Annotated in this window: 22 protein-coding genes and 1 pseudogene; 5 read left to right on the top strand and 18 right to left on the bottom strand. The window is 72.5% G+C overall.

What is annotated here, in order from left to right:
* Window positions 1-89: 89 nt before the first annotated feature.
* On the bottom strand, window positions 90-1,892 hold the full coding sequence (locus ACF08D_RS26615; RefSeq protein ID WP_392225952.1) for an ABC transporter permease/substrate binding protein: 1,803 nt from the start codon (window positions 1,890-1,892) through the stop codon (window positions 90-92).
* Complete coding sequence (locus ACF08D_RS26610; RefSeq protein WP_392225950.1) at window positions 1,885-3,168, bottom strand: glycine betaine/L-proline ABC transporter ATP-binding protein; 1,284 nt, start codon at window positions 3,166-3,168, stop codon at window positions 1,885-1,887. Before ACF08D_RS26610 ends, ACF08D_RS26615 begins: the two co-directional genes overlap by 8 nt.
* A 236-nt stretch (window positions 3,169-3,404) precedes the next feature.
* Between ACF08D_RS26610 and ACF08D_RS26605 the strand changes: the two genes are divergently transcribed.
* On the top strand, window positions 3,405-4,310 hold the full coding sequence (locus tag ACF08D_RS26605) for a 5'-3' exonuclease H3TH domain-containing protein (protein WP_392226364.1): 906 nt from the start codon (window positions 3,405-3,407) through the stop codon (window positions 4,308-4,310).
* Between the two features lie 57 nt (window positions 4,311-4,367).
* Window positions 4,368-5,219 carry a siderophore-interacting protein gene (locus ACF08D_RS26600; protein WP_392225948.1) on the top strand — a complete coding sequence of 284 codons (852 nt, stop codon included), beginning with the start codon at window positions 4,368-4,370 and terminating at the stop codon, window positions 5,217-5,219.
* 254 nt (window positions 5,220-5,473) lie between these two features.
* Here ACF08D_RS26600 and ACF08D_RS26595 read toward each other — a convergent pair whose 3' ends face one another.
* The gene (locus tag ACF08D_RS26595; protein ID WP_392225946.1) at window positions 5,474-6,160 is read right to left on the bottom strand and encodes a MerR family transcriptional regulator; all 687 of its coding nucleotides are present in this window, start codon (window positions 6,158-6,160) and stop codon (window positions 5,474-5,476) included.
* Between the two features lie 200 nt (window positions 6,161-6,360).
* Here ACF08D_RS26595 and ACF08D_RS26590 point away from each other — a divergent pair, with 200 nt between their 5' ends.
* On the top strand, window positions 6,361-7,299 hold the full coding sequence (locus ACF08D_RS26590; RefSeq protein ID WP_392225944.1) for a hypothetical protein: 939 nt from the start codon (window positions 6,361-6,363) through the stop codon (window positions 7,297-7,299).
* 9 nt (window positions 7,300-7,308) lie between these two features.
* A pseudogene (locus ACF08D_RS26585) lies at window positions 7,309-8,038 on the top strand (ADP-ribosylglycohydrolase family protein).
* A gap of 67 nt (window positions 8,039-8,105) precedes the next feature.
* On the opposite strand, the gene ACF08D_RS26580 reads toward ACF08D_RS26585, so the two are convergent.
* The 11 genes from ACF08D_RS26580 to ACF08D_RS26530 all read right to left on the bottom strand — a co-directional run bounded on the left by ACF08D_RS26580 (window position 8,106) and on the right by ACF08D_RS26530 (window position 19,717).
* Window positions 8,106-10,928, bottom strand: a complete 2,823-nt coding sequence (locus ACF08D_RS26580; protein WP_392225942.1) for a DEAD/DEAH box helicase — start codon at window positions 10,926-10,928, stop codon at window positions 8,106-8,108.
* A gap of 187 nt (window positions 10,929-11,115) precedes the next feature.
* Entirely contained in the window at window positions 11,116-12,069 is a 954-nt protein-coding gene (tatC, locus tag ACF08D_RS26575; protein ID WP_392225940.1) for a twin-arginine translocase subunit TatC, read from the bottom strand.
* A 49-nt stretch (window positions 12,070-12,118) separates the two neighbouring features.
* Window positions 12,119-12,400, bottom strand: coding sequence for a Sec-independent protein translocase subunit TatA (gene tatA, locus ACF08D_RS26570; protein WP_392225938.1), 282 nt, complete (start codon window positions 12,398-12,400; stop codon window positions 12,119-12,121).
* Window positions 12,401-12,612: 212 nt separating this feature from the next.
* Window positions 12,613-12,810 (bottom strand): hypothetical protein, encoded by a 198-nt coding sequence (locus ACF08D_RS26565; RefSeq protein ID WP_392225936.1) that lies wholly within the window; start codon window positions 12,808-12,810, stop codon window positions 12,613-12,615.
* Between the two features lie 28 nt (window positions 12,811-12,838).
* Window positions 12,839-13,087 (bottom strand): hypothetical protein, encoded by a 249-nt coding sequence (locus ACF08D_RS26560; RefSeq protein ID WP_392225934.1) that lies wholly within the window; start codon window positions 13,085-13,087, stop codon window positions 12,839-12,841.
* 45 nt (window positions 13,088-13,132) lie between these two features.
* A complete protein-coding gene (locus tag ACF08D_RS26555) occupies window positions 13,133-14,095 on the bottom strand; it encodes a helix-turn-helix transcriptional regulator (protein WP_392225933.1) in 963 nt (320 codons plus the stop codon).
* A gap of 17 nt (window positions 14,096-14,112) precedes the next feature.
* Window positions 14,113-15,069, bottom strand: a complete 957-nt coding sequence (locus ACF08D_RS26550; protein WP_392225931.1) for a helix-turn-helix transcriptional regulator — start codon at window positions 15,067-15,069, stop codon at window positions 14,113-14,115.
* Between the two features lie 194 nt (window positions 15,070-15,263).
* Window positions 15,264-15,638, bottom strand: coding sequence for an FKBP-type peptidyl-prolyl cis-trans isomerase (locus ACF08D_RS26545; RefSeq protein WP_392225929.1), 375 nt, complete (start codon window positions 15,636-15,638; stop codon window positions 15,264-15,266).
* A gap of 46 nt (window positions 15,639-15,684) precedes the next feature.
* On the bottom strand, window positions 15,685-16,665 hold the full coding sequence (locus tag ACF08D_RS26540) for an FKBP-type peptidyl-prolyl cis-trans isomerase (RefSeq protein ID WP_392225927.1): 981 nt from the start codon (window positions 16,663-16,665) through the stop codon (window positions 15,685-15,687).
* A 400-nt stretch (window positions 16,666-17,065) separates the two neighbouring features.
* Window positions 17,066-18,427, bottom strand: a complete 1,362-nt coding sequence (gene pafA, locus ACF08D_RS26535; protein WP_392225925.1) for a Pup--protein ligase — start codon at window positions 18,425-18,427, stop codon at window positions 17,066-17,068.
* Window positions 18,428-18,436: 9 nt separating this feature from the next.
* On the bottom strand, window positions 18,437-19,717 hold the full coding sequence (locus ACF08D_RS26530; protein WP_392225923.1) for an MFS transporter: 1,281 nt from the start codon (window positions 19,715-19,717) through the stop codon (window positions 18,437-18,439).
* A gap of 154 nt (window positions 19,718-19,871) precedes the next feature.
* Between ACF08D_RS26530 and ACF08D_RS26525 the strand changes: the two genes are divergently transcribed.
* Window positions 19,872-21,008, top strand: a complete 1,137-nt coding sequence (locus ACF08D_RS26525; protein ID WP_392225922.1) for a LacI family DNA-binding transcriptional regulator — start codon at window positions 19,872-19,874, stop codon at window positions 21,006-21,008.
* 137 nt (window positions 21,009-21,145) lie between these two features.
* On the opposite strand, the gene prcA is transcribed toward ACF08D_RS26525, so the two are convergent.
* The 4 genes from prcA to dop all read right to left on the bottom strand — a co-directional run bounded on the left by prcA (window position 21,146) and on the right by dop (window position 24,845).
* Window positions 21,146-21,898 (bottom strand): proteasome subunit alpha, encoded by a 753-nt coding sequence (gene prcA, locus ACF08D_RS26520; protein ID WP_392225920.1) that lies wholly within the window; start codon window positions 21,896-21,898, stop codon window positions 21,146-21,148.
* A gap of 34 nt (window positions 21,899-21,932) precedes the next feature.
* Entirely contained in the window at window positions 21,933-22,778 is an 846-nt protein-coding gene (gene prcB, locus ACF08D_RS26515) for a proteasome subunit beta (protein WP_392225918.1), read from the bottom strand.
* 149 nt (window positions 22,779-22,927) lie between these two features.
* Complete coding sequence (locus ACF08D_RS26510; protein ID WP_016325855.1) at window positions 22,928-23,146, bottom strand: ubiquitin-like protein Pup; 219 nt, start codon at window positions 23,144-23,146, stop codon at window positions 22,928-22,930.
* 187 nt (window positions 23,147-23,333) lie between these two features.
* On the bottom strand, window positions 23,334-24,845 hold the full coding sequence (gene dop / locus ACF08D_RS26505) for a depupylase/deamidase Dop (RefSeq protein WP_392225916.1): 1,512 nt from the start codon (window positions 24,843-24,845) through the stop codon (window positions 23,334-23,336).
* Window positions 24,846-25,001: the final 156 nt, after the last annotated feature.

Raw genomic sequence — 25,001 nt, 5'->3', positions numbered from 1 at the left:
ACAGCGCCCGTCACGGGCCTCGGACAGGGCCCCTCAGGGCTCCGGACCGGCCCGGACGGGCCTCGGACCGGGCCCCCGGCGGGCCGCCGCTACACGGGAGCCATCCTGTCGGCGAAGCCCGGGTTCTCCTCGAGCCACGCTCGGACGGCCTCCTGCTCCTTGCCCTTGCCGGTCTGCTGGATCTTCGCCTCCAGCCCGGTGAGCTGCTCCTCGGTCATCCGGAAGTCCTTCAGCCACTTCCCGACCTCGGGGTGGTCGGAGCCGAAGCCCTTGCGGGTGAGGGTGTGCACGCCGTCGCCCTTGCCCCAGCTCCCCCGGGGGTCCTTGAGCTTCTTCAGGTCGTACGAGGAGTACGCCCAGTGCGGCGACCAGAGCGTGACGACGACCGGCTCCTTCTTGGCGTACGCCCGCTTCAGCTCGGCCAGCATGCCGGGCGTGGAGCCGTCGACGACCTCGTACTCGCCCTCCAGGCCGTACTGCTTCAGCACCTTCTCCTTCAGCAGGCCCATCATGCCGGCGCTCGGCTCGATGCCGATGATCCGGCCCTTGAAGCGGCCCGCCTGCCCCTTCAGGTCGGCGAGCGAGTCGACGCCCTTGACGTACGAGGGCACGGTCAGCTCCAGGGACGTGGGCCCGTACCAGGAGCCCTTGTCCTCCAGCTTGTCGTGGTACTTGTCCCAGTACGTGGCGTGGGTGACGGGCAGCCACGAGTCGGTCTGGACGTCGATCTGGCCGCCGGCCATCCCGGTGTAGAGGGCGCCCGCCTCGTACTGCGTGGCCTCGACCTCGAAGCCGCGCCGCTCCAGGACCTCCTTCCAGAGGAAGGTGGAGGCGATGCCCTCGTCCCACGGGATGTAGCCCAGGGAGATCCGCTCGCCGTGGCCGACGTCCTTGCCGCCGGCGGCGGCCGGGGACGCGGCCGTCCCGCCGAACACGTTCATGCCGCCCGCCACCAGGGCGAGGACGACCACCCCGACGACCGCCACGGCGGGCCGGGGGCGGTGGCCGAGGACACGCGTACGGCGCGCGGCGAGCGCCCTGGCACGGGCGGCCGCGCGGCGGCCCAGCGGCGACACCTGGCGGCCGAGGGCCCCGGTGATCCGGTCCAGGTACATGGCGAGGACGACGATGGAGGTACCGGCCTCGAAGCCCAGGCCGATGTCGACGTTGCCGATGGCCCGGTAGACCGCGCCGCCGAGCCCGCCGCCGCCGACCATGCCGGCGATGACCACCATGGACAGGCCCAGCATGATCACCTGGTTGATGCCCGCCATGATCGTGGGCAGGGCGAGCGGGAGCTGGACGCGCAGCAGGGTGGCGCGCGGGGTGGTGCCGAACGCCTCGGCCGCCTCCACCAGCTCTCCGTCGACCTGGCGGATGCCGAGTTCGGTCATCCGTACACCCGGGGGGAGGGCGAAGATGATGGTGGCGATGATGCCGGGGACGACGCCGACGCCGAAGAAGATGATGCCGGGGATCAGGTAGACCATGGCCGGCATGGTCTGCATGAAGTCCAGTACGGGCCGGATCACGGCGCTGACCGTCTTCGAGCGCGAGGCCCAGATGCCCAGCGGTACGGCGACGGCCAGCGTGACGAGGGTGGCGACGAGCACCAGGCTCAGGGTCGACATGGCGTCGTTCCACAGGTCGACGGCGTCGACCAGCGCGAACCCGGCGAAGGCCAGGACGCCGGCGAGCAGGCCGCGCAGCCACCAGGCGAGCACGGCGAGGATCCCGGCGAAGAGCAGCGGCTCGGGCGCGGAGAGCGCGGCGTCGATGCCGTCGTACAGGCCGGTGACGAGGGAGCTGATGGCGTCGAAGAGCCAGGAGAGGTGGGACTGGAGCCAGTCGACCCCGCTGTCGACCCAGTCGCCGAGGGGCAGCCTAGGCACGGGCCACCTCCTTCCGGCCGGCCGGTTCGGCACCCGTCTGGGCATCCGCCTGGGCATCCGCCTCGGCTTCGGCTTCGGGTGCGGTGGTCGCCCCGGTGCCGGGGCCCGTGCCGGGCGCCGCGCCGTCGGCGAGGGCGGCGAACAGCCGGGCACGGGTGACGACACCGGCGAGCCCGCCCGCCTCGTCGGTCACGGCGACGGGCGCGGCGCTGCCGGCGCAGGGGCCGAACAGCTCGGCGAGCGGCGTGGCGGCAGGGACCGCGGCGGGCGCGGCGGCGAGGACGTCGGCGGCGGTACGGGGCTGGTCGGCGGCGGTACGGGCCTGCCGGCCGGACCGCGCCGGGCCGCCGGACTCCGCGGGGGTGCCGGGCTCCGCCGGGGCGCCGGACTCCGCAGGGGCGCCGGGCTCCGCGGGGGTGCCGAGCACCGTCTCGACCGGTTCCATGACCGCTCCGGCGGTGAGCACGCGTGACCGGTCGACGTCCTGGATGAAGGAGGCGACGTAGTCGTTGGCGGGCCGGACGAGGATGTCCTCCGCCGAGCCCAGCTGCACGATGCGGCCGTCGCGCATGACGGCGATGCGGTCGCCCAGGCGCATGGCCTCGTTGAGGTCGTGCGTGATGAACACGATGGTCTTCTTCAGCCGCTTCTGCAGCTCCAGGAGCTGGTCCTGCATGTCACGGCGGATCAGCGGGTCGAGGGCGCTGAACGACTCGTCCATCAGCAGCAGGTCGGCGTCGGTGGCCAGCGCGCGGGCGAGACCGACGCGCTGCTGCATGCCGCCGGACAGCTCGTCGGGCCAGGACTTCGCCCAGCCGCCCAGGCCGCACAGCTCCAGGGCCTCGCCGGCGCGCCGCTCGCGCTCGGCGCGCGGCACGCCCTGCACCTCCAGGCCGTACGCGGCGTTCTCCAGCACGCTGCGGTGCGGGAAGAGCGCGAAGTGCTGGAACACCATGCTGATCCGGTGCGAGCGCACCCTGCGCAGGTCGCGGTCGCCGAGGGCAGTGAGATCCTGGCCGTCGAAGAGGACGCGTCCGGAGGTCGGCTCCAGCAGGCCGTTCAGCATGCGCAGCAGCGTGGACTTCCCGGATCCCGACAGGCCCATCACCACGAAGATCTGACCCGGTTCGACGGAGAACGAGGCGTCGATCACCGCCGCCGTCGTCCCGTCGGCCCGCAACTCGTCGCGGTCGGCACCCGCTTCGAGCCTGCGTACCGCTTCGTCGGGTCGTCTCCCGAACACCTTGTACAGATGCTCGGCGTGGAGCCTGGACACATACACCTCACGCGTTGGAACGAGAACGGCCCGCCACCCCCGCGCGGCAGGCCGTGGAGCGGACTCATGGACATGTCGACATCAGGACAGGATCCGCTCCGGTGCCGCGCCTGCCCGAGACCATGCACGGGAAACGAAAACGTGATCCACCTCACGTACCGTCACGGCGCGGGCCCGTCGCTGCCGGTGGGGTGTCAGTGGGGTGCGGCATGATCGGGGGCGTGACGCGACGCCTGATGCTCCTCGACACCGCCTCCCTCTACTTCCGCGCCTACTTCGGCGTCCCGGACTCCGTGCGGGCCCCGGACGGCACACCGGTGAACGCCGTGCGCGGACTGCTGGACTTCATCGCCCGGCTCGTCCAGGACCACCGGCCGGACGACCTGGTGGCGTGCATGGACGCGGACTGGCGGCCGGCCTGGCGGGTGGAGCTGATCCCGTCGTACAAGGCGCACCGGGTCGCCGAGGAGACGGAGACCGGGCCGGACGAGGAGGAGGTCCCGGACACCCTGTCGCCCCAGGTCCCGGTGATCGAGGCGGTGCTGGACGCGCTGGGGATCGCCCGCGTGGGCGTCGCCGGGTACGAGGCGGACGACATCATCGGGACGCTGGCGGGCCGCGCCACCGGGCCGGTGGACATCGTGACCGGCGACCGGGACCTCTACCAGCTCGTGGACGACGCCCGGGGGGTGCGGGTGCTCTATCCGCTCAAGGGCGTCGGCACGCTCCAGGTGACGGACGAGGCGTGGCTGCGCGGGAAGTACGGAGTGGACGGGCCGGGGTACGCGGACCTGGCGCTGCTGCGCGGCGACCCGAGCGACGGGCTGCCGGGCGTGCCGGGGATCGGCGAGAAGACGGCCGCCAAGCTGCTCGACGCGTACGGGGACCTGGCCGGGATCATGGCGGCGGTGGACGACCCGAAGTCGGGGCTGACCCCCGCGCAGCGCCGGCGGCTGGACGAGTCCCGGGAGTACGTGGCGGTGGCGCCCACGGTGGTGCGGGTGGCCGGGGACGTACCGCTGCCGGACTTCGACCCCGCGCTGCCCACGGCTCCGCGCGACCCGGCCGGCCTGGAGGAGCTGGCGGCGCGCTGGGGGCTGGGCGGGTCGCTCGACCGCCTTCTCACCACCCTGCGCGGATGAAGGTGTTACGTTGGTGACTTAGGTAAGCCTAAGCAACTAGTTTCCCGGGAGACCACCGTGGCGGAACAGCCGGCCCGCAAGGCACCCAAGGCGCACGAGGCGCGCGTCGTACGCACCGAGCGGCTCACGCCGCACATGGTGCGCGTCGTCCTCGGCGGCGAGGGCCCGGCCGGCATCGCCGCGGACGAGTACACCGACCACTACATCAAGCTGCTCTTCGCGCCCGACGGGGTGACGTACCCGGAGCCCTTCGACATGGAGCAGATCCGGGCGGAGTTCCCGCGCGAGCAGTGGCCGACGACCCGGACGTACACGGTGCGCGCCTGGGACCGTGCGCAGGGGGAGATCACCGTGGACTTCGTGGTCCACGGCGACGAGGGGCTCGCCGGGCCGTGGGCGGCGCGGGCGCGGGCGGGCGACACGGTGCGCTTCCTGGGCCCGGGCGGTGGGTACGCGCCGGACGCGGCGGCGGACTGGCACCTGATGGTGGGCGACGAGAGCGCGCTGCCCGCGATCGCCGCGTCGCTGGAGCACCTGCCGGAGGATGCCGTGGGGCACGCCTTCATCGAGGTCGAGTCGGCCGACGACGAGCAGAAGATCTCCGTCCCGCCGGGTGTGGAGCTGCGCTGGCTCCCCCGGGCCGGACGCCCGGTCGGTGACGCACTCCTGACGGCCGTTCGGGAGCTGGACTTCCGCCCCGGTGACGTGCACGCCTTCGTCCACGGCGAGGCGGGCTTCGTCAAGGAGCTGCGCCGCCACCTGCGCCTGGAGCGCGGCGTCCCGCGCGAGCGCCTGTCGATCTCGGGCTACTGGCGCCTGGGCAAGACGGACGAGGCGTGGCGGGCGATCAAGCGCGACTGGAACGACCAGGTGGAGCGGGAGCAGGAAACCCCGCCGACGGCCGCGTAGCTTCGACGGCGCGGGCGCCATATGGGGCGCCGGGGCCCGGGGCGGGCGCCCGGGCGGGGGCGGCCGGGTCTACCTAGGCGCACCGCGCACCCGCCCCTCGGCGTAACCGCCCCGGGCGCACCGCGTACCCACCCCCGCGCACCCGCCCCCGGCGTAACCGCCCCGGGCGCACCGCGCACCCACCCCCGCGCACCCACCCCCGCGCACCCACTCTCGCCGCGTGACCGCCCTCGGGAGCACCCCCGGCCCGCACCTCACTCCCCCTCAGCCGCCCCCTCTCCACCCGGAGCACCGTCCCGGTCCGCGCCCCCTTGGGCCTCGCCGAAAGCGCGGGCGGACGCGTCGACATGGGCGAGGCGACGCAGGGCGCTCAGGATCGCGTCGCCCAGGACCGTTCCGACGACCGCGCTCTCCACGAGGGCGTCGCGCTTGCTGTTGCGCGCGACGTACCCGAGATCCGCCTCGGCGATCCGCTCCGCCGCGTCGGCGTAGTCGTCGAGCAGCATCTCGAACCCCTCGTGCCCCACGCGCCGCAGCGCGGCGAGGGCGCCGACGAGCGCCTCGGTCTGCGGCCCGGCCGGGCCGACCCGCCAGCCGCGCCGGCCGACCAGCTCCGCGACCGTGTCCCGGGCGGACTCCCACTCGGCGTCGGGCTCGCCGGTACGGCGCGCGGCGAGGCGGTCGGCGGCCTCCCCCAGCACCTTGTGCACCGGCCGTTCCGCGTCGTCGACGGCGTCCAGGACGTCCCGGATACCGGCCACCGAGAGCCCGCCGACGTCCATCAGGGCGCGGATCAGCCGCAGTCTGCGCTCGTGCGAGGCGTCGTAGCTGGCCTGGTTGGGGCTGCTCAGCCGGCCCGCCGGGAGGAGCCCCTCCCGTACGTAGTACTTGACCGTCGGCACCGACACCCCGGTCCTGCGACTCAACTCACCGATGCGCACCGCGCGTTCGCCCTCCCCAAGCTCCGGAACACCCTTGCCAACACTCCCGCCATCATAGATAGTCGGGCTATCAGATAGCAGACAGTTCCGCTATCCATACATCGACGGGGGTTCCTGCCATGCCTACCGCGCCCTTTGCGTCTTCCGCTTCCGGCCGACTCCTCGGTCTGCACCGGCCGTTAACCGTCTTCTCCGCCGCGATGGCGCTCCTCGCCGTCGTCTCGGCGGCCGGGCTCGCCCTCGACGACCGCGTCCTCGTGGGCGCGCCGATCTGGGCCAAACCGCTGAAGTTCTCCCTCTCGTTCGTCGCCTACTGCCTGTCCCTGGCGTGGATGCTGTCGTTGCTGCCGCCCCGCTTCCGCAGGGCGGGCTGGTGGGCCGGGACGGTCGTCGCGGCGGCGAGCGCGACGGAGATGGTGCTGATCACCACTCAGGTGGTACGCGGCCGGCGCAGCCACTTCAACCACGAGACGCCCTTCGACTCGGGCCTGTACGACGCGATGGCGGTGACCGTGGTCGTCCTGTGGACCGCGTCGCTGGTCCTGGCCGTGCTGCTGTTCCGGGGCACGCTCGCGGACCGCGCCACCGCCTGGGCCGTCCGGCTGGGTGCCGTCCTCGCGCTGGCCGGCGCGGGGCTGGGGTTCCTGATGACGCGACCCGCGCCCGGGCAGCGGCGCGGCGCGTCGCCGACGGTCGGCGCGCACAGCGTGGGCGTGCCGGACGGCGGGCCCGGCATGCCGCTGACGGGCTGGTCCACGACCGGCGGCGACCTGCGGATCCCGCACTTCGTAGGGATGCACGCCCTTCAGCTGCTCCCGCTCCTGCTCCTGGCCCTGCTGGCGTTGGCGCCGCGCTTCGCCCCGCTGCGTGACGAGCGGGTCCGGCTGCGCCTGGTGCTGGTGGCCTCGGCGGCGTACGCGGCGGTCCTGGCCCTGCTGACCTGGGGGGCCCTGCGGGGCGAGCCCCTGATCCGCCCGGGCGGTGCGACGCTCACGGGCGCCGTGCTGATCACCGCGCTCACCGGGGCGGCGGCCTGGGTGGCGCTGCGCCGCCCCGGGCCCACTCCCCCGGCGCCCCCGGCGCCCTCGCTGGTCTCCGCCCCCGCCCAGCGCCCCCGGGACGTCCGGCCGGTTGCCTAGGCTGCCCCCATGACAGGCCCCTCCCGCCCGGACCGCGCGGCCGGTGCCGTGCTCGGCTCCGCCGTCGGGGACGCGCTCAGCGCGCCCTTCGAGTTCGGTCCGCCCGGCGCGTACTCCGCCCGGTTCCCCGACGGCGCCGGTGAGATGTGCGGCGGGCAACGGTTCACTGATGCGGGCGGCCACCTCCGCCGTGTACTTCGCGGCGGCCGGGCGGGACGGCACGATGGCGGCGGCCCGGCGGATCGCCGCGCTCACCCACGGCGACGCGGCGGCCTGGGAGGGGACGGCCGTGCTGCACGAGCTGATACGCGCAGCCCTCACGGGCGGTGATCCGCTCGCGGCCGTCCCGGGCACCCTGACCCAGGTGGACCCCGCCCACCGGGCCCGCTGGGCGACGGTGCTGGCGCCGGACTGGCACCCGGACGCGGCCACCGAGTTCAACGGCGCCGTCTGGCCGTGCCTGGGGTCGGCGCTCTGGGCGCTGCGGACCACCGGTTCCTTCGAGGGGTCCCTCGCGGCGGCCGTCGACCTGGGCGGTGACACCGACACCGTCGCGGCCGTCACGGGCATGCTGGCGGGCGCGGTGTACGGGGCGGGCGCCGTCCCGGAGCGGTGGACGGCCGCGCTGCACGTGCCGCTGCCCGGCTTCGGCGACCGTGTGCTGCGGGCGCCGGACCTGACCGCGATGGCGGAGGCGCTCGCGGTCGCCGCCGGCAGCCCGGACCCGCGCCTCTGCTGACGGCGACGGCCCGGCCGGGCACCCCTCAAGGTGCCGGCCGGGCCGTCGGCGTACGACAGGCGCCGGGTCAGCCCACCGAGCTGTAGGCCACGACGCCCCGGAGCAGCGCGTCGACCGCCTTGCGGGCGTTCTTGGCGACGGTGCTGTTCTCCCGGGGCGCGGCGGCCGCGATCTGGCCCAGCACGTCGATGACCTGCTTGCACCAGCGGACGAAGTCGCCCGCCGGCATCTCGGCCTCGCGCAGCACCTCGTCCAGGCCCTTGTCGGACGCCCACTGGTAGGCGGCCCAGGCGAAGCCGAGGTCCGGCTCGCGCTGGCCCACGCCCTCGGCCTGGTTGATCCGGAACTCCTCCTCCAGGGCGTCGAGGCGTCCCCAGATGCGGACCATCTCGCCCAGCGCCTCCTTGGCGCGGCCGGCCGGCACCTTGGGCGCCACCGCGTCGTCCGACTGCCGGGCCTCGTAGACCAGCGCCGAGACGCAGGCGGCCAGTTCGGCGGGGTTGAGGCCCTCCCAGACGCGGTCGCGGAGGCATTCGCTGGCGAGCAGGTCCAGCTCGCCGTAGAGCCGGGCGAGGCGCTTGCCGTGCTCGGTGACCTCGTCCTCGCGCAGGTAGTCCATCTCGGTCAGGAGCGCCACGATGCGGTCGAAGGTGCGGGCGATGGTGTTCGTCCGGCCCTCGATGCGCCGCTCCAGCTGCCGGGTGTCGCGCTGGAGCCGGTGGTACCGCTCGGCCCACCGGGCGTGGTCCTCACGCTCGTCGCACCCGTGGCAGGGGTGGGCGCGCAGGGCGGTGCGCAGCCGGGCGATCTCGCGGTCGTCGGCCGCCTCGGAGCGCCCCCTGCGGTGCCGCTCGGGCGCGATGTGCCCGGCCTTGGTGCGCAGCGCCGAGGCGAGGTCGCGCCGCGACTGCGGGGAGCGCGGGTTGAACGACTTGGGGATGCGCATCCGCTCCAGCGGCTCGACGGGCACCGGGAAGTCGATCGACGCCAGCCGCTTGACCTGCCGTTCGGCGGTGAGCACCAGCGGGCGGGGGCCGTCGTGGTGGTCGAATCCGCGGTGCCCGTTGGAGCGGCCGGCCGGCAGGCCCGGGTCCAGCACCAGGGCGAGACCGGCGAACTTGCCCGTCGGTACGTGGATGACGTCACCGGGCTTGAGCCGCTCCAGGGACGTCGCGGCGGCGGCCCGGCGCTGCGCGGCGCCCTGCTTGGCCAGCTCCGTCTCCCGGTCCTTCAGGTCGCGGCGGAGCCGCGCGTACTCCTCGAAGTCCCCGAGGTGGCAGGTCATGCCCTCGCGGTAGCCCTCCAGGCCCTCCTCGTTGCGCTGGACCTGGCGGGAGATGCCGACCACCGACCGGTCCGCCTGGAACTGCGCGAACGAGGTCTCCAGCAGCTCGCGGGAGCGGTGCCGGCCGAACTGGTCGACCAGGTTGACCGCCATGTTGTACGAGGGCTTGAAGCTGGAGCGCAGCGGGTACGTCCGGGTGCCGGCCAGCCCGGCGAGGTGGCCGGGGTCCATGCCGCGCTGCCAGAGCACCACGGCGTGGCCCTCGACGTCGATGCCGCGCCGCCCGGCGCGCCCGGTCAGCTGGGTGTACTCGCCGGGGGTGATGTCGGCGTGCTGCTCGCCGTTCCACTTGACGAGCTTCTCCAACACCACGGACCGGGCGGGCATGTTGATGCCGAGCGCCAGGGTCTCGGTGGCGAACACGGCCTTGACCAGGCCCTTGACGAACAGCTCCTCCACGACCTCCTTGAAGGTCGGCAGCATGCCGGCGTGGTGCGCGGCGATGCCCCGCTCCAGGCCCTCCAGCCACTCGTAGTACCCGAGGACGTGCAGGTCCTCGGTGGGGATGGAGGCGGTGCGCTCCTCGACGATCTCCCGGACGCGGGCGCGCCCGTCCTCGTCGTTGAGCCGGAGGCCCGCGTACAGGCACTGCTGTACGGCGGCCTCGCAGCCGGCCCGGCTGAAGATGAAGGTGATCGCGGGCAGCAGCCCCTCGGCGTCCAGCCGCTCGATGACCTCGGGGCGGCCGGGCGTCCAGATCCGCGAGCGCTGCCGGCGCTCGCGCTCCCGGTCGGCCTCGCGCCCGCGCCGCCGGTCCCGGCCGTTGTACGAGGGGCGGGAGTTCTCCATGCGGGCCAGGCGGACCAGGTCGGGGTTGACCTCCCGCCGGGAGGAGCCGCGACCGCCGTGGTCGGTCTCCTCCTCGAACAGGTCGTAGATCCGCCGCCCGGCGAGGACGTGCTGCCAGAGCGGTACGGGCCGGCTCTCCGAGACGATCACCTCGGTGTCGCCACGGACGGTGTCGAGCCAGTCACCGAACTCCTCGGCGTTGGACACGGTCGCGGAGAGCGACACCAGCGTCACGGACTCGGGGAGGTGGATGATCACCTCTTCCCAGACGGCTCCGCGGAACCGGTCCGAGAGGTAGTGCACCTCGTCCATCACCACGTACCCGAGGCCGCGGAGGGACTGGGAGCCCGCGTACAGCATGTTCCGCAGGACCTCGGTGGTCATGACGACCACGGGCGCCTCGGAATTGACGCTGTTGTCCCCGGTGAGCAGGCCGACCTTGTCGGCCCCGTACCGCCTGACCAGGTCGGCGTACTTCTGGTTGGAGAGCGCCTTGATGGGCGTGGTGTAGAAGCACTTGCGCCCCTGCGTCAGGGCGAGGTGCACGGCGAACTCACCGACGATGGTCTTGCCCGAGCCGGTGGGTGCCGCGACGAGTACTCCCTTGCCGGCCTCGAGGGCCCGGCATGCCTCGATCTGGAACGGGTCCAGCTCGAAGTCGTACAGGGCACGGAAGGGGGCGAACGCGGTGGCCTCCTCGGCGGCACGGCGCCGGGCGGCCGCGTACGCCTCCGCGGGTGTGAGTTCTTCTGTCATCTTGTTGTCGAGCCTACCCGTCGGCACTGACAGTCAGCCGATCTTTAATCACCTCGTCGTTCCGTGACCGGCCCCTCACCCGGCGCCAACGGCGAGAGGCCCTCCAGGACGCCTGGAGGGCCTCTCGCCACCGGCCGCCGCGCCGCCGCAGCACCGGTCGGGTCAGGTCAAATCACGTCAGGTCACGTCACGTCACGTCGTCGTAGCCGCTGCCGTTCACCCGCCGCCGGCCGCCGTCCGCCTGCTCGGGCAGCGCGGGCGCGGCGGACACCGGCTCCACGGCGCCGACCGCCTCGGGGGTGAGGTCCAGCGCGGACGCCTCGTCGTCGGAGAGGCCGCGGTCCGGGTTCCGGAACTGCCGGCGCCGGTCGTTGAGCAGGGACACGCCCACCGCGATGAAGTAGAGGACGGCCAGCGGGCCGGCCAGCAGGATCATCGAGAGCGGGTCGCCGCCCGGGGTGGCGATCGCGGCGAAGGCGGTGAGGCCGATGATCATGCCGCGCCACCAGCGGAGCATCCGCCGCCCGGTGAGGACACCCGTGAAGTTCAGCAGGATCAGCAGCAGGGGCAGCTCGAAGGCCAGGCCGAAGACGATCACCATGCGGGTGATCAGGTCGAGGTAGGAGTCGAGCGGGATCAGGTTCTTCGCGCCCTCGGGCGTGAAGCTCAGCATGATCTCGGCCGTCTGCGGAAGGATCGTGTACGCGACCCATCCGCCGAGGAGGAAGAGCGGGACGCCGACAGCCGCGAAGCCGAGCGCGTAGCGCTTCTCCTGCCGGTGCAGACCGGGGGCGACGAAGGCCCAGAGCTGGTAGAGCCAGACCGGGGTCGCCGCCAGCACGCCCGCCATCAGCGCCACCTTGAGCGCGATGGTGAACGGCGACAGCAGACCGTTGGTGGTCATGTCGGCGCACGGCCGTCCGTCACTGGTGACGAGTTTTCCGCCCGTACAGCCGACCGATTCCAGGATCGGCTCCATCAGGAACTCGAAGATGGCCTTCTGGAAGAAGGCCGCGACGATCACCGCCACGGCGACGGCGATGACGGACTTCAGCAGCCGGTTCCGCAGTTCACGCAAATGATCGACAAGGGGCATCCGCCCCTCGTCGTCCTTCTCCCGCTTGCGGGCAGACTTGAGCAACCCACTTCCCTTGTCTCGTGCGAGTGCGGCAGCCGTCAGCGCGTGTGCGTCAGCTCTTGGTGGTGTTCTGCTCGGCGACCGGGCGGGCGCTGCTCACGTCGCCGGGCGCGGCCTGGATCGTGCGCGGGGCGGGCTGCTGAGCGGCCTGGTCCGTGGTGGACGCCGGGGCGGACTCGGCGTCGTCCTTCTTCATGGCCTTGGCCTCGCTCTTGAGGATGCGCGCCGACTTGCCCAGCGAACGCGCCATCTCCGGAAGCTTCTTGGCGCCGAAGAGCAGCAGGATCACTACGATGATCAGAACGATCTCGAGGGGCTTCAGATTGCCGATCATGTGCGACTTCCTTCTCACCGAGGCGGCTGGGGGAGTGGGACTTACCTCTGCGACCGGACGGCTGTCCAGCCCCATGCTGCAAGGATCGTAACTCGCACGGGTAAACGTCGGGCAATCCCTGTGCATACTCCGCGTTCCGGGCAGGCGCCTCGGGCACCCGCCCTCGACCAGCAGCGTACCGCTCGCGCACCGGCTGGAGGAGACCGCCCGCGTCACCTCAAGGCGTCGCCGGTACGGGCGAGATCGGTGGCCGCCCGCTCCAGGTCCTCGGCGGCGCGGTTGATCCGCTGTGTGGTGTGCGTCACTTGACGGCCGAGGCGCTGGGCCTCGATGAACACCCGGATGCCGAGGACGCCGAGGACGGCGATCCCGAGGAAACCCAGGGCGATGGCGAGCATGGGCCAGAACATGCGGAGAGCCTAGACGACGCCCGGAGGTTCAGAGCGTGGAGTGGAGGCGCAGCGTCCGGACCCCGCCGCCGGTGAGCAGCTCCACGATCCGCTCCCCCGCGGGCTTGCGCACCGCGGCGCCGCACGCCGGGCAGGTGAAGGAGTAGAAGGTGGTCCGGCGGCTGGCGCCGATGGCGAGGCGCAGGGAGCCGGCCGCCAGCTCGACGCCGGACTGGCAGTCGGGGCAGGCGGCCTTGAAGAGCACCGGACCGGTCGATGGCGCGGCGATTCCCGGCATCACGGACAATTCCCTCAATTCCCTGGAGTCCCAGTCCTCGGAGCCTCAGACCTGTCCGTGCGCGTCGTACGCGGCCAGCGCCTCGCACGCGGCCCGCCGGGCGCTCTCCGCCAGCTCCGGCGGGGACACGATCCGGCCGTCCTGGCCCAGCCGCAGCGCGAGCCGCCGCAGCGACGCCGGGTCCGGGGTGCGCAGCGTGATGCGCAGGCCCCCGTCGGGCAGCTCCTCCGCCTGGTCGTGCGGGTAGTACTCGGCCACCCACCGCCCGCCGGGCCCCACCTCGACCACCACTTCCGGGTCGTCCGCCGACGGGTGCACCAGGCCCTCGGACAGGTCGCGCAGCTCGATCTCGGGCGGCGCGGACGGCTCGTCCAGCAGCCGGATCTCGGCCACCCGGTCGAGGCGGAAGGTCCGCCGCGCCTCCGACAGCCGGCACCACGCCTCCATATAGGTGTGGCCGACCGCGAAGAGCCGGATCGGGTCCACCTCCCGCTCGGTCAGCTCGTCGCGCGCGGGCGAGTAGTAGCGCAGCCACAGCCGGCGCCGCTCCGAGATCGCGCGGTCGACCTCGGCGAAGACCCCGCCCTCGGACTCGAAGGTCACCGACAGCCGGGAGCTGGCGCCCGCCGCCTCGCCCGCCGCCGCCTCCAGCTTGGCGGTGGCGCGCAGCAGCGCCTCCCGGTCGCCCTCGCGCAGCCCGGGCAGGGTGGCGACGGCCCGCGCGGCGACCAGCAGCGCGGTCGCCTCGTCGGCGGCGAGCCGCAGCGGTTCGGCGACGTCGTCGGGGTTGTGCCACCAGATCTGCTCGCCGTCGGTGTCGATGTCGAGCAGGTCGCCGCCGCGGAAGCTGGTCCCGCACATGGGCAGCACGTCGAGGTCGGAGATCAGCTCGTCCTCGGTGATGCCGAACGCCCGGGCGACGTCCCCGACATGGGCGCCGGGGCGCTCGCGCAGGTAGGTCACCAGGGACAGCATCCGCCTGGTCTGGTCGATCGCGTTCGCGGCCATCGTGTCTCCCGTACCCCTCAGCCCTTGGCCACGGCGCGCAGCCGGTCCACCACGTCGGCCCGCAGATCGGCCGGTTCCTGTACGACGACGTCCGGGCCGAACTCCACCAGCCAGGCGTCCAGGCCGTGCCCGTACGGGATCTCCAGCTCGTCCCAGCCGTCCCCCAGCTCGCGCACCGACAGGGCGCGGGCGCGCAGCGGGTAGCCGCAGCCGGCGCGCAGCCGGATCCGCGCGGAACGGGTGGCCGTCTCCCCGGCCCAGCTCTCGACGGTCTCGCGCACGGTCGACACGTCCGGTACGGGGGCGGTGAAGGCACCGGCCCGGGAGCGGACCCGGCCGGTGATCCGGGAGAGCCGGAACACCCGCTCGGCGCCCCGCCCCCGGTCCCAGCCGGCCAGGTACCAGTGGCCGCGCCAGCACTCCAGCGTCCAGGGTTCGACGTGCCGGGCCTCGGGGCGGGCGGCGTTGGCCTTGCGGTACTCGAAGACCACGGGACGCCGGTCGCGGCACGCGAGCATCAGCGGCTCGAAGGCCGCCTCGTGCACGGGGATGCGCGGTTCGAGGGCGCTGTGCGGGATGTCGTAGGGGTCCTCCGCCTCGGGCATCCCCGCGGCGCGCAGCTTCTGGAGGGCTCCGCTGGCGGCGCCGGCCAGGCGGGCCTGCTGCCAGACCTTGGCGGCCAGGCCGAGTGCGGCGGCCTCCTCGGCGTCGAGCTGGATCGGGGGCAGCCGGTTGGAGTCGCGGCGGGCGAGGTAGCCGGTGTCGCCGTCCAGGTTCTCCACGGTCTCGATGACCAGGCCCAGCTCGCGCAGATCGTCCTTGTCGCGCTCGAACATGCGGTTGAAGGAGTCGTCGGAGCCGGCTTCCAGGTAGGCCTCGATCGAGCCGCGCAGCTCCCGCTTGCTGAGCGGGCGGCGGGTCCCCAGCAGGCACAGCGCCAGATTCATCAGCCGCTCGGCCTTGGCAATGGCCATCGACGCCCCGCACCTCTTCTTATGGAGTCACCCGGAGTCACTTTTCCCGCTCAACGTACCGCCCCGGGGTGTCGCGGCAAAAGTCGCGCCGGATCGCGGACATGCACCGCGCGCCCGCGCTGCGAACCGGTGCCTGCTGCGCGCGGACATGCGGAGGGCCCGTGCCGCGCGGCACGGGCCCTCGGGGTGACCGGTCAGACGGAGACCAGGTCGCAGACGAAGATCAGCGTCTCGCCCGGCGCGATGCGGCCACCGCCGGCGCCGCGGTCGCCGTAGGCGAGGTGCGCGGGGATGGTCAGCTTGCGACGGCCGCCCACCTTCATGCCCTGCACGCCCTGGTCCCAGCCCGCGATGACCTGGCCGGCGCCGAGCTTGAACTGGAGCGGGGTGCCCCGGTTCCAGGACGCGTCGAACTCCTCGCCGGTGGAGAAGGCCACGCCCACGTAGTGGACCTTGACCATGTCACCGGCCTTGGCCACGGCGCCGTCGCCCTCCCAGATCTCCTCGATCTGGAGCTCGGTCGGGGCCGGGCCCTCCGGGAAGTCGATCTCGGGCTTGTCGATGCTCACGAAAAACAGTGCTCCTCAAACGATGTACTGATCAACCGGGACAGTCTTACATCACGGCGAGGATGTCGAGGGAGAAGACCAGGGTCGAGTTGGCGGGGATGTCCCCGGACGCCTGGGCGCCGTAGCCCAGCTCCGGCGGGACCACGAGCATCACACGGCTGCCGACCTTCTTGCCCGCGAGCCCCTGCTGCCAGCCCTTGATCAGGCTCTGCAGCGGGAACTCGGCCAGCTCGCCGCCCTTGTAGCTGGAGTCGAACTCCTTGCCGCCGTCCCACAGCACGCCCTTGTACTGGAGCAGCAGCTTGTCGGTGGGCTTGACGGCCGGGCCGTCGCCCTCCAGGACGTACTTCGCCACGAGCTTCTTGGGCGCGGGCTTCTTCGGTACGTCGATGGAGGGCGCGGCTCCGTCGGTGTTGGTGCCGACCTTGGGCAGGTCGATGTTGTCCTGGGCGACCTCGCGGCCCTTGGCGGAGCTCTTGCCGTTGAAGGTGCCGCGGATGTCCACGACGAACACGAGGGTGTCGGTGCCCTTGATCCCGCCCTGCGGGTTGCCCTGGCTGCCGTAGCCGAGGGCCGGCGGGATCGCCAGCTCGACCCGGCTGCCGGTCTTCTTGCCCGGCAGCGCCATGTCCCAGCCGGGGATGAGCTGGCCGGCGCCGATGCGCGCCGTCAGCGGCACGCCGCGGTCGTAGGAGTTGTCGAAGACCTTGGCCGTGTCCCAGATCTGCCCGAGGTAGTCGAACTGGAGGAAGTCGCCCTTGGCCACCGTCTGCCCGTTGCCCGCGATGACCGTCTTCACCGCGAGGTCGGCGGACGGCTTGCCGGGCCCCTTGGCGACGGTCGGCTTCTTGCCGAACGCGGTGCCCGCGGTGATGGCGGGCAGCGGACCGTCCACGATCTTGGCGGAGGGCTCGGGCGAGGTGGACGGGCTCTCGTCGGTCTTGGCCTTGTCGGACTTGTCGTCGCCGCAGCCCGCGAGGGTGAGCAGGCCGGCGGGGACGGCGAGAAGGAGGGAGCGACGGCGCACGGAATGCCTCGTATCTTGGTCGGGATCTCGGTCGTGATCGCGGGATCGGTGGGTCTTCGCGAGCGAGTGCGCGAGGGTGCCGCGTCACTCTAGGGCGTGACTCTACGGCGTGCGGCAGCCGTCGCACGAGCAACGCACGCCCCCGCTATGCCGCCGGGCCCCGGTCCGGCGCCCGACTCCCTCCCGTCGCGTACGCCACTCCCGTACGCCACTTTCGTACGCCGCTCTCGCCCCGTCCCGTACGTCACTCCCGCACCGCGGCCCCACCCGCTCCCCCGCCGTCCCCCGCCCCGCTGTCCGCCGCCGGGCACGGCGAAGCCCCGGTCCGCCGGGCGACCGGGGCCGGACCTTGCGGTCCGGTGGCCCGTGAGCGCCCGGGGCCGGGGCCCGGGAGCGCCGGTCACATGCCGGCGATCAGCTTCTCCACCCGGTCGTCGACCGACCGGAAGGGGTCCTTGCACAGCACGGTGCGCTGCGCCTGGTCGTTGAGCTTGAGGTGCACCCAGTCGACGGTGAAGTCCCGCCGCTGCTCCTGCGCCCGGCGGATGAAGTCGCCGCGCAGCCGGGCCCGGGTGGTCTGCGGGGGCACCGACTTGCCCTCGAAGATCTTCAGGTCGTTGCACACCCGGGCCGCCTGGCCCTTCTTCTCCAGCAGGTAGTAGAGCCCGCGGCGGCGGTGGATGTCGTGGTAGGCGAGGTCTATCTGCGCGACCCTCGGGTGCGACATGGTCATGTTGTGCTTGGCGCGGTAGCGCTCCAGCAGCTTGTACTTCATGACCCAGTCGATCTCGGTGCCGATGCGGTCGAGGTCCTCCTCCTCGATGGCGTCCAGCGTGCGGCCCCACAGCTCCAGGACCTGGGCCACGGTGCCGGTGCGGATGCCGCGCCGGTCGACGAAGTCCGCGGCCTTCTCGTAGTACTCCCGCTGGACCTCCAGGGCGGACGCCTCGCGCCCGCTGGCGAGGCGGACCTTGCGCTGGCCGGTGATGTCGTGGCTGACCTCGCGGATGGCCCGGATGGGGTTCTCCAGGGTGAGGTCGCGCATGACGGTGCCCGCCTCGATCATGCGCAGGACGAGGTCGGTGGCGCCGACCTTCAGCAGCATGGTCGTCTCGGACATGTTCGAGTCGCCGACGATGACGTGCAGCCGGCGGTACCGCTCGGCGTCGGCGTGCGGTTCGTCGCGGGTGTTGATGATGGGCCGGGAGCGGGTCGTCGCGGAGCTGACGCCCTCCCAGATGTGCTCGGCGCGCTGGCTGACGCAGTAGACGGCGCCCCGGGGGGTCTGGAGCACCTTCCCCGCGCCGCACAGCAGCTGCCGGGTGACGAGGAACGGAATGAGGATGTCCGCGAGCCGCGAGAACTCACCGTGGCGCGCGACGAGGTAGTTCTCGTGGCAGCCGTAGGAGTTTCCCGCCGAGTCGGTGTTGTTCTTGAAGAGGTAGACGTCGCCCGCGATTCCCTCCTCGTGCAGGCGGCGTTCGGCGTCGACGAGCAGGCCCTCGAGAATGCGCTCGCCGGCCTTGTCGTGGGTGACCAGTTCGGTCACGTTGTCGCATTCGGGAGTTGCATATTCCGGATGCGAACCCACGTCCAGGTAGAGGCGGGCGCCGTTCCGCAGGAAGACATTGCTGCTGCGGCCCCATGACACGACACGGCGGAAGAGGTAGCGCGCCACTTCGTCAGGAGACAGTCGGCGCTGTCCCCTGAACGTGCACGTGACGCCGTACTCGTTCTCCAGCCCGAAAATGCGGCGGTCCATGACTGAACATTACGCCTGATGGCGTGCGCTGAAACCGGGTTCGTCCGCACCGTTTCGATCATTTTCCGATGCCGCCACCACTTCTCCCGGGTGCGGGGCGCCGCGGCGGGGAACTCCCAGCACCCGCTGGGTGGCCATGAGGACCAGCAGGGCGAGGAATCCGGAGGCCGGGGCGACGGCGAAACTGGCGACGGTCCCGGAGTGCTGGACCACCGGGCCGGCGACGGCCGTTCCGGCGGCGGCGCCCACGCCGAAGGTGGTCACCAGCCAGGAGAACGCCTCGGTGACGGTGCCGCGCGGGGCGTGCCGGTCCACGACGATGAACGCGCAGGCGATGGCGGGCGCCAGGAACACGCCCGCGAGGGCCGCGAGTGCGGTCATGGCCGCCACGCCCGGGGTGAGCGTCAGGGGCAGGTAGCCCAGCGCCAGCAGGCCCACCAGGAGCCGCAGCCGGCGCTCCGGGGCGCCCGCCCAGTGCCGGGCGCCGTAGACCACGCCGCCGACGAGGGCGCCCAGGCCGAGGGCGGCCATCAGCCAGCCGTACACGGACTCGTTGCCGTGGTCCTCCGCGTACGCGATGCCGGCGACCGTGATGGAGCCCATGGCGAGGCCCACGAAGAAGAAGGAGCCGAGCAGGGCGAGCAGCCCGGGCGACCGCAGGGCGCCGAGCCAGTGGGCCTCGCGGGGGGCGGAGCGCCAGGTGCGGGACGGCTCGGACAGGACGACGGACAGCGCGCCGAGCACGCCCACGGCGTTGATGAGGAGCACGGCGGCGGCGGGCGACCAGAGGGACACCAGCAGGGTGACCATCAGGGGCCCGACGGTGAACATGATCTCCTGGGCGACGGCGTCCATGGCGTACGCGCGGTGCACCCGCTCCTCGCCGCCGAGGACGCGGGGCCACAGCGCGCGCAGGCCGCCCTCCAGGGGCGGGGTGAACAGTCCGGCGACGGCGACGGCCAGGTAGGTCAGGAGCAGGGGCTCCGTCCCGGTGGCGACGAGCAGCGCCATGCCCAGCGCGGAGACCAGGGCGGCGGGGAGCTGGACGCGGGGCTGGCCGTACAGGTCGACGGCGCGGCCGAGGAGGGGCTGGCCGACGGCGTTGCCGACGCCGTACACCGCGGCGAGCGCGCCGGCCAGGCTGTAGCTGGCGCCCTCGGCGCGGGTGAACACCATGATCGCGATGGGTCCGGTGCCGTTGGGGAGGCGTCCTATGAGGGTGCCGATGAGCAGCCTGGCGGCGTGGGGGGCCTTCAGGAGGTCGGCGTACCCGCCGGATGCGGCGGCCATGTGCTGCCCCTCTCCCCCGGCCGTGGCCGAGGTTTTACGTATAACGTCCTGCGTCATACGTACCATGACGGCATCCGGCGGGTCCAGCCCCGCGGGCGTGATCACCGAACCGGAGGCGTAGGTGCACCACCCGGACCCAGCGGTCCCCCACCCCTTGCCGGAGCAGCCGGAGCAGCCGGAGCACTCCGAGCACTCCGAGCACTCCGAGCAGCGTGAGCAGCCCCGGCGGGCCGAGCGGCCCGAGCAGTCCGCGGAGCCGGAGCGGCCCGCACCCGGGCCGCCCGCCGCCGCGCGGCCCACCAGCCGGGACGTCGCCCGGGCCGCCGGGGTGTCGCAGGCGACCGTGTCCCTGGTGCTCGGCGACAAGTGGCGCGGCCGGGTCTCGGAGCGCACGGCCGGCCTGGTGCGCCGGGCCGCCGGGGAGCTGGGCTACCGGCCCAACCTCGCGGCGCGCAACCTCCGCCTGGGCCGGACCAGGACCGCGCTGCTGGTGGTGCCCGCGCTCACCAACGAGTTCTTCGCCCGCGTCTACACCGGCGCCGCCGCCGTGGCGGCCCGGCACGGGTTCGGGGTGGTGCTCTACCCCTCCCCCGAGGGCGTCGGCCCCGCGCGGGACCCCTTCGCCTCGGCGCGGGCCGCGCTGGACGGCGTGATCGCCTCCTCGATGGCCGCCGGGGCGCTGGGGGCGATCCGGGGCACCGACCTGCCGCTGGTGATGCTGGACAGCGACCCGTCGGACGGCGGCGCCGCCGCGCGGGTGAACCTCGACATCGCGGACGGGATGCGGCAGGTGACGGACCATCTGCTGGCGCTCGGTCACCGGCGGTTCGCGCACCTGGCGTCGGCCGTGCCGTCGTGGACCTTCGACGTACGGAAGAGGGCGCTGGCGGCCCGGCTGGGCGGCCTCGACGGCGTCACCGTCACGACCGTCCCGGCGCCGCTGGAGGTGAACGGTGCCCGGGAGGCCGCCGAGCGGGCGCTGACCGCTCCGGGGCCGCGTCCGACCGCGCTCGTCTGCGACGACGACATCGTGGCGGCGGGCGCCTGCAAGGCGGTGCGGCGGCTGGGGCTGCGGGTCCCGGAGGACGTGTCGGTGACCGGGTTCGACGACCTGGCGCTGGCCACGGCGGTGGAGCCGGAGCTGACCACGGTGCGGCTGCCCGCCGAGCGGATCGGGGAGCGGGGGATGGCCGCCCTCCTGGACGTCCTGGCCGGGCGTCCCCCGGAGCGCGGCGACCTCCCGGTCACCCTGATGCCCCGCGGCTCCTCGGGCCCGCCCCCGGGCCGCTGAGGCCGCCGGGGCGGCCCGGCCGCCCTGGGTCCCGGTCCCGGCGGGGCGCCGCCGGGGCCGCTCCCGAGCCGCCGGGAGACGCCGGTGCCCCGGACCGCGCGAGTGGCGGTCCGGGGCACCGTGGAGGCGATCGGCCCCTACTCCTCCGGCTCCTCGTCCGAGGGCGCGTCGGTCGGGGTGGTCGCGGCGGCCTCCGCCTCCAGCAGGCGGGAGAGCTGCCGGCCGACGATCCGGCGGAACTTGCGCTGCTGCGGGCGGGTGCGGTCCAGGATCGCCACCTCCAGCCGCTCGGCGGGGATCTCCCGCTCGCCGCCGTTGGTGTCCCGGGAGAGGGCCTGCACCGCGAGCTTCAGGGCCTCGGCGAGGGACATCCCGTCCCGGTGCCGCTGGTCCAGGAAGCTGCTGATCTGCTCGGCGTTGCCGCCGACCGCGACCGAGCCGTGCTCGTCCACGATCGACCCGTCGTGCGGCAGCCGGTAGATCTGGTCGCCCTCCGGGGAGGTGCCCACCTCGGCGACGACCAGCTCCACCTCGTACGGCTTCTCGCCGGCGCTGGAGAAGATGGTGCCCAGCGTCTGGGCGTAGACGTTGGCGAGGCCGCGGGCCGTCACGTCGTCGCGGTCGTAGGTGTATCCGCGCAGGTCGGCGTAGCGCACGCCGCCGATGCGCAGGTTCTCGTACTCGTTGTACTTGCCGGCCGCGGCGAAGCCGATGCGGTCGTAGATCTCGCTGAACTTGTGCAGCGCGCGGGACGGGTTCTCACCGACGAAGACGATGCCGTCGGCGTACTGCAGCACAACCAGGCTGCGTCCACGGGCGATGCCCTTGCGGGCGTACTCCGCCCGGTCCTGCATGGCCTGGGCGGGCGAGACATAGAACGGCGTCGTCACCGGCTATCCGTCCCTTTCTTCAGGTGGGCAAACATCAGAGCAGGGCGGCGCGCGGGCCGTCGGGCTGTTCGAGGCGGCGGTCCAGGATGGCGCGGGCCGTCTCGGAGGACTCGGCCTCGGTGAGCCGCCGGAAGCCCTCGTCGGTGATCACCGTGACGATCGGGTAGATCCGCCGGGCCACGTCGGGGCCGCCCGTCGCCGAGTCGTCGTCGGCCGCGTCGTAGAGCGCCTGCACGACCAGGGTGATGGCCTGCTGCTCCGTGAGGTCGTCGCGGTAGAGCTTCTTCATGGCGCCCCGGGCGAAGATCGAGCCGGAGCCGGTGGCGGCGAATCCGTTCTCCTCGGAGCGGCCGCCGGTCACGTCGTAGCTGAAGATGCGGCCCTTCTCGCGGTCCACGTCCCAGCCGGCGAAGAGCGGGACGACGGCGAGACCCTGCATGGCCATGCCCAGATTGCTGCGGATCATGGTGGAGAGGCGGTTGGCCTTGCCCTCCAGGGAGAGCTGGACGCCCTCGACCTTCTCGAAGTGCTCCAGCTCCAGCTGGAAGAGCTTGACCATCTCCACCGCGAGGCCCGCGGTGCCGGCGATGCCCACGGCGGAATACTCGTCGGCCGGGAAGACCTTCTCGATGTCCCGCTGGGCGATCATGTTGCCCATCGTGGCGCGCCGGTCGCCGGCGAGCACCACACCGCCGGGGAAACTGGCGGCGACGATGGTGGTGCCGTGCGGCGCCTCGAGCGCCCCCTGCACGGGCGGCAGGGTCCGCTTGCCGGGCAGCAGCTCGGGCGAGTGGTCGGCCAGGAAGTCCATGAACGAGGAGGAGCCGGGCGTCAGGAAGGCTGCCGGCAGACGCCCGGTGCTACGAGGGTTGGCTTCCACGCGTTTCCTTCCGAAATGAGGCGGCGGCCCGCCGCTGCGGCGGCCGGGCCGATCATGCGTGCTGTGCACGGACCTTACCCGTGCCGTCGCCGCTCATCCGTCCCGGTGCCACCGGCTTTCGCCGGCGGCACCGGAAGGGACAACGAGCGCTACTGTCCGCCCTTTTGCACGAAGGACCGCACGAAGTCCTCGGCGTTCTCCTCGAGGACGTCGTCGATCTCGTCGAGTACGGAGTCGACGTCGTCGGACAGCTTCTCCTGGCGCTCCTTGAGGTCCTCGGATGCCTGCGCGTCCTGCGCCTGCTCCTCGACCTCCTCGGTGGAACGTGTGGCCTTCTGCTGCCCGCCGCCGGTGTCCTTGGTCGCCATATCCCTCACCCCGCTCGGTTTGCCCGCTTGGTTCGGTCGTTCAAGATCAGACCCTACAAGGACGGTCTGACATCGGCCCTGCACGGTGAGCGTCCAGGGAGTATCACCATGATTCCCGGAGATCCCGGGGCCAAGCCCTTTTCGGCCGAGTACCCGGACCGGTTCCGGATCCGCCGCGCGGCCCGGCTCAGCGGCCGGACAACACCCTGACCAGGTCCTCCGCCGTGCGGCAGCGGTCCAGCAGCTCCTTCACATGGTTGCGTGTACCTCGCAACGGTTCCAGGGTGGGAACGCGCTGGAGGGAGTCGCGGCCCGGCAGGTCGAAGATCACCGAGTCCCAGGAGGCCGCGGCCACGTCGTCGGCGTACTGCTCCAGGCAGCGGCCCCGGAAATAGGCCCTGGTGTCCTCAGGAGGCTTCGACTGGGCCCGGGTGACCGATTCCTCGTCCAGCAGCCGCTTCATCCGCCCACGGGCCGCCAGGCGGTTGTAGAGGCCCTTGTCGGGGCGCACGTCCGCGTACTGGAGGTCGACCAGGTGGAGGCGGGCGGCGTCCCAGTCCACGCCGTCCCGGCGCCGGTAGCCCTCCATGAGCTCCCGCTTGGCCACCCAGTCCAGCTCGCCCGCCAGGCTCATCGGATCGTTCTCCAGGCGGTTGAGGGTGTCCTCCCACCGGGACAGCACGTCCTTGGTCTGGTCGTCGGCGTCGGCGCCGAAGCGCTCCTCGACGTACTTCCTGGCCAGCTCGAAGTACTCCATCTGGAGCTGCACCGCGGTGAGTGTCCGGCCGCTGCGCAGCGTGATCAGGTACTGGAGGGAGGGGTCGTGCGAGACCTGGTGCAGGGTGCGTACGGGCTGGTCGACGGCGAGGTCGACGGTGATGAAGCCGTCCTCGATCATCGACAGCACCAGGGCCGTGGTGCCCAGCTTGAGGTAGGTCGAGATCTCGGAGAGGTTGGCGTCCCCGATGATCACATGGAGCCGGCGGTACTTCTCGGCGTCGGCGTGGGGCTCGTCCCGGGTGTTGATGATGGGCCGTTTGAGGGTGGTCTCCAGCCCCACCTCGACCTCGAAGTAGTCCGCCCGCTGGCTGATCTGGAAGCCGTGCTCGCGGCCGTCCTGGCCGATGCCGACCCGGCCGGCGCCGGTGACCACCTGGCGGGAGACGAAGAAGGGCGTCAGGTGGCGCACGATGTCCGAGAAGGGGGTCTCCCGCTTCATCAGGTAGTTCTCGTGCGTGCCGTAGGAGGCGCCCTTGTTGTCGGTGTTGTTCTTGTACAGGTGGATCGGCTGGGCGCCCGGGAGCTGGGCGGCCCGCTCGGCGGCCTCGGCCATGATCCGCTCGCCGGCCTTGTCCCACAGCACGGCGTCCCGCGGATTGGTGACCTCGGGCGCGCTGTACTCCGGATGGGCGTGGTCGACGTAGAGCCGGGCGCCATTGGTGAGGATCACATTGGCCAGGCCGATGTCCTCGTCCGTGAGCTGGCTGGAGTCGGCGGCCTCGCGGGCGAGGTCGAAGCCGCGAGCGTCCCGCAGCGGATTCTCCTCCTCGAAGTCCCAGCGGGCGCGGCGCGCCCGGTGCATCGCCGCCGCGTAGGCGTTGACGATCTGGGACGAGGTGAGCATGGCATTGGCGTTCGGGTGGCCGGGGACGGAGATCCCGTACTCCGTCTCGATGCCCATTACTCGCCGTACGGTCATGCGGCCCTCCTTGCCCGGCGGCGTCCCCGGCCGGGAACGGCGCTCAAGTACCGCTGCTGCTTCTCCGGTGCGTGTGCGGTGCCCGTCCCCGCACTGCGCGACTCGGCGGTACGCAAGAGAGCCTAGAACGCCTCCGCGCTGGTGGGGAGATCAATT

Source organism: Streptomyces sp. NPDC015131 (assembly GCF_043079975.1).
GTDB lineage: Bacteria > Actinomycetota > Actinomycetes > Streptomycetales > Streptomycetaceae > Streptomyces.
Note: the sequence above shows the minus strand (reverse complement) of the source record. Positions and strands in the feature narration are given on the sequence as shown.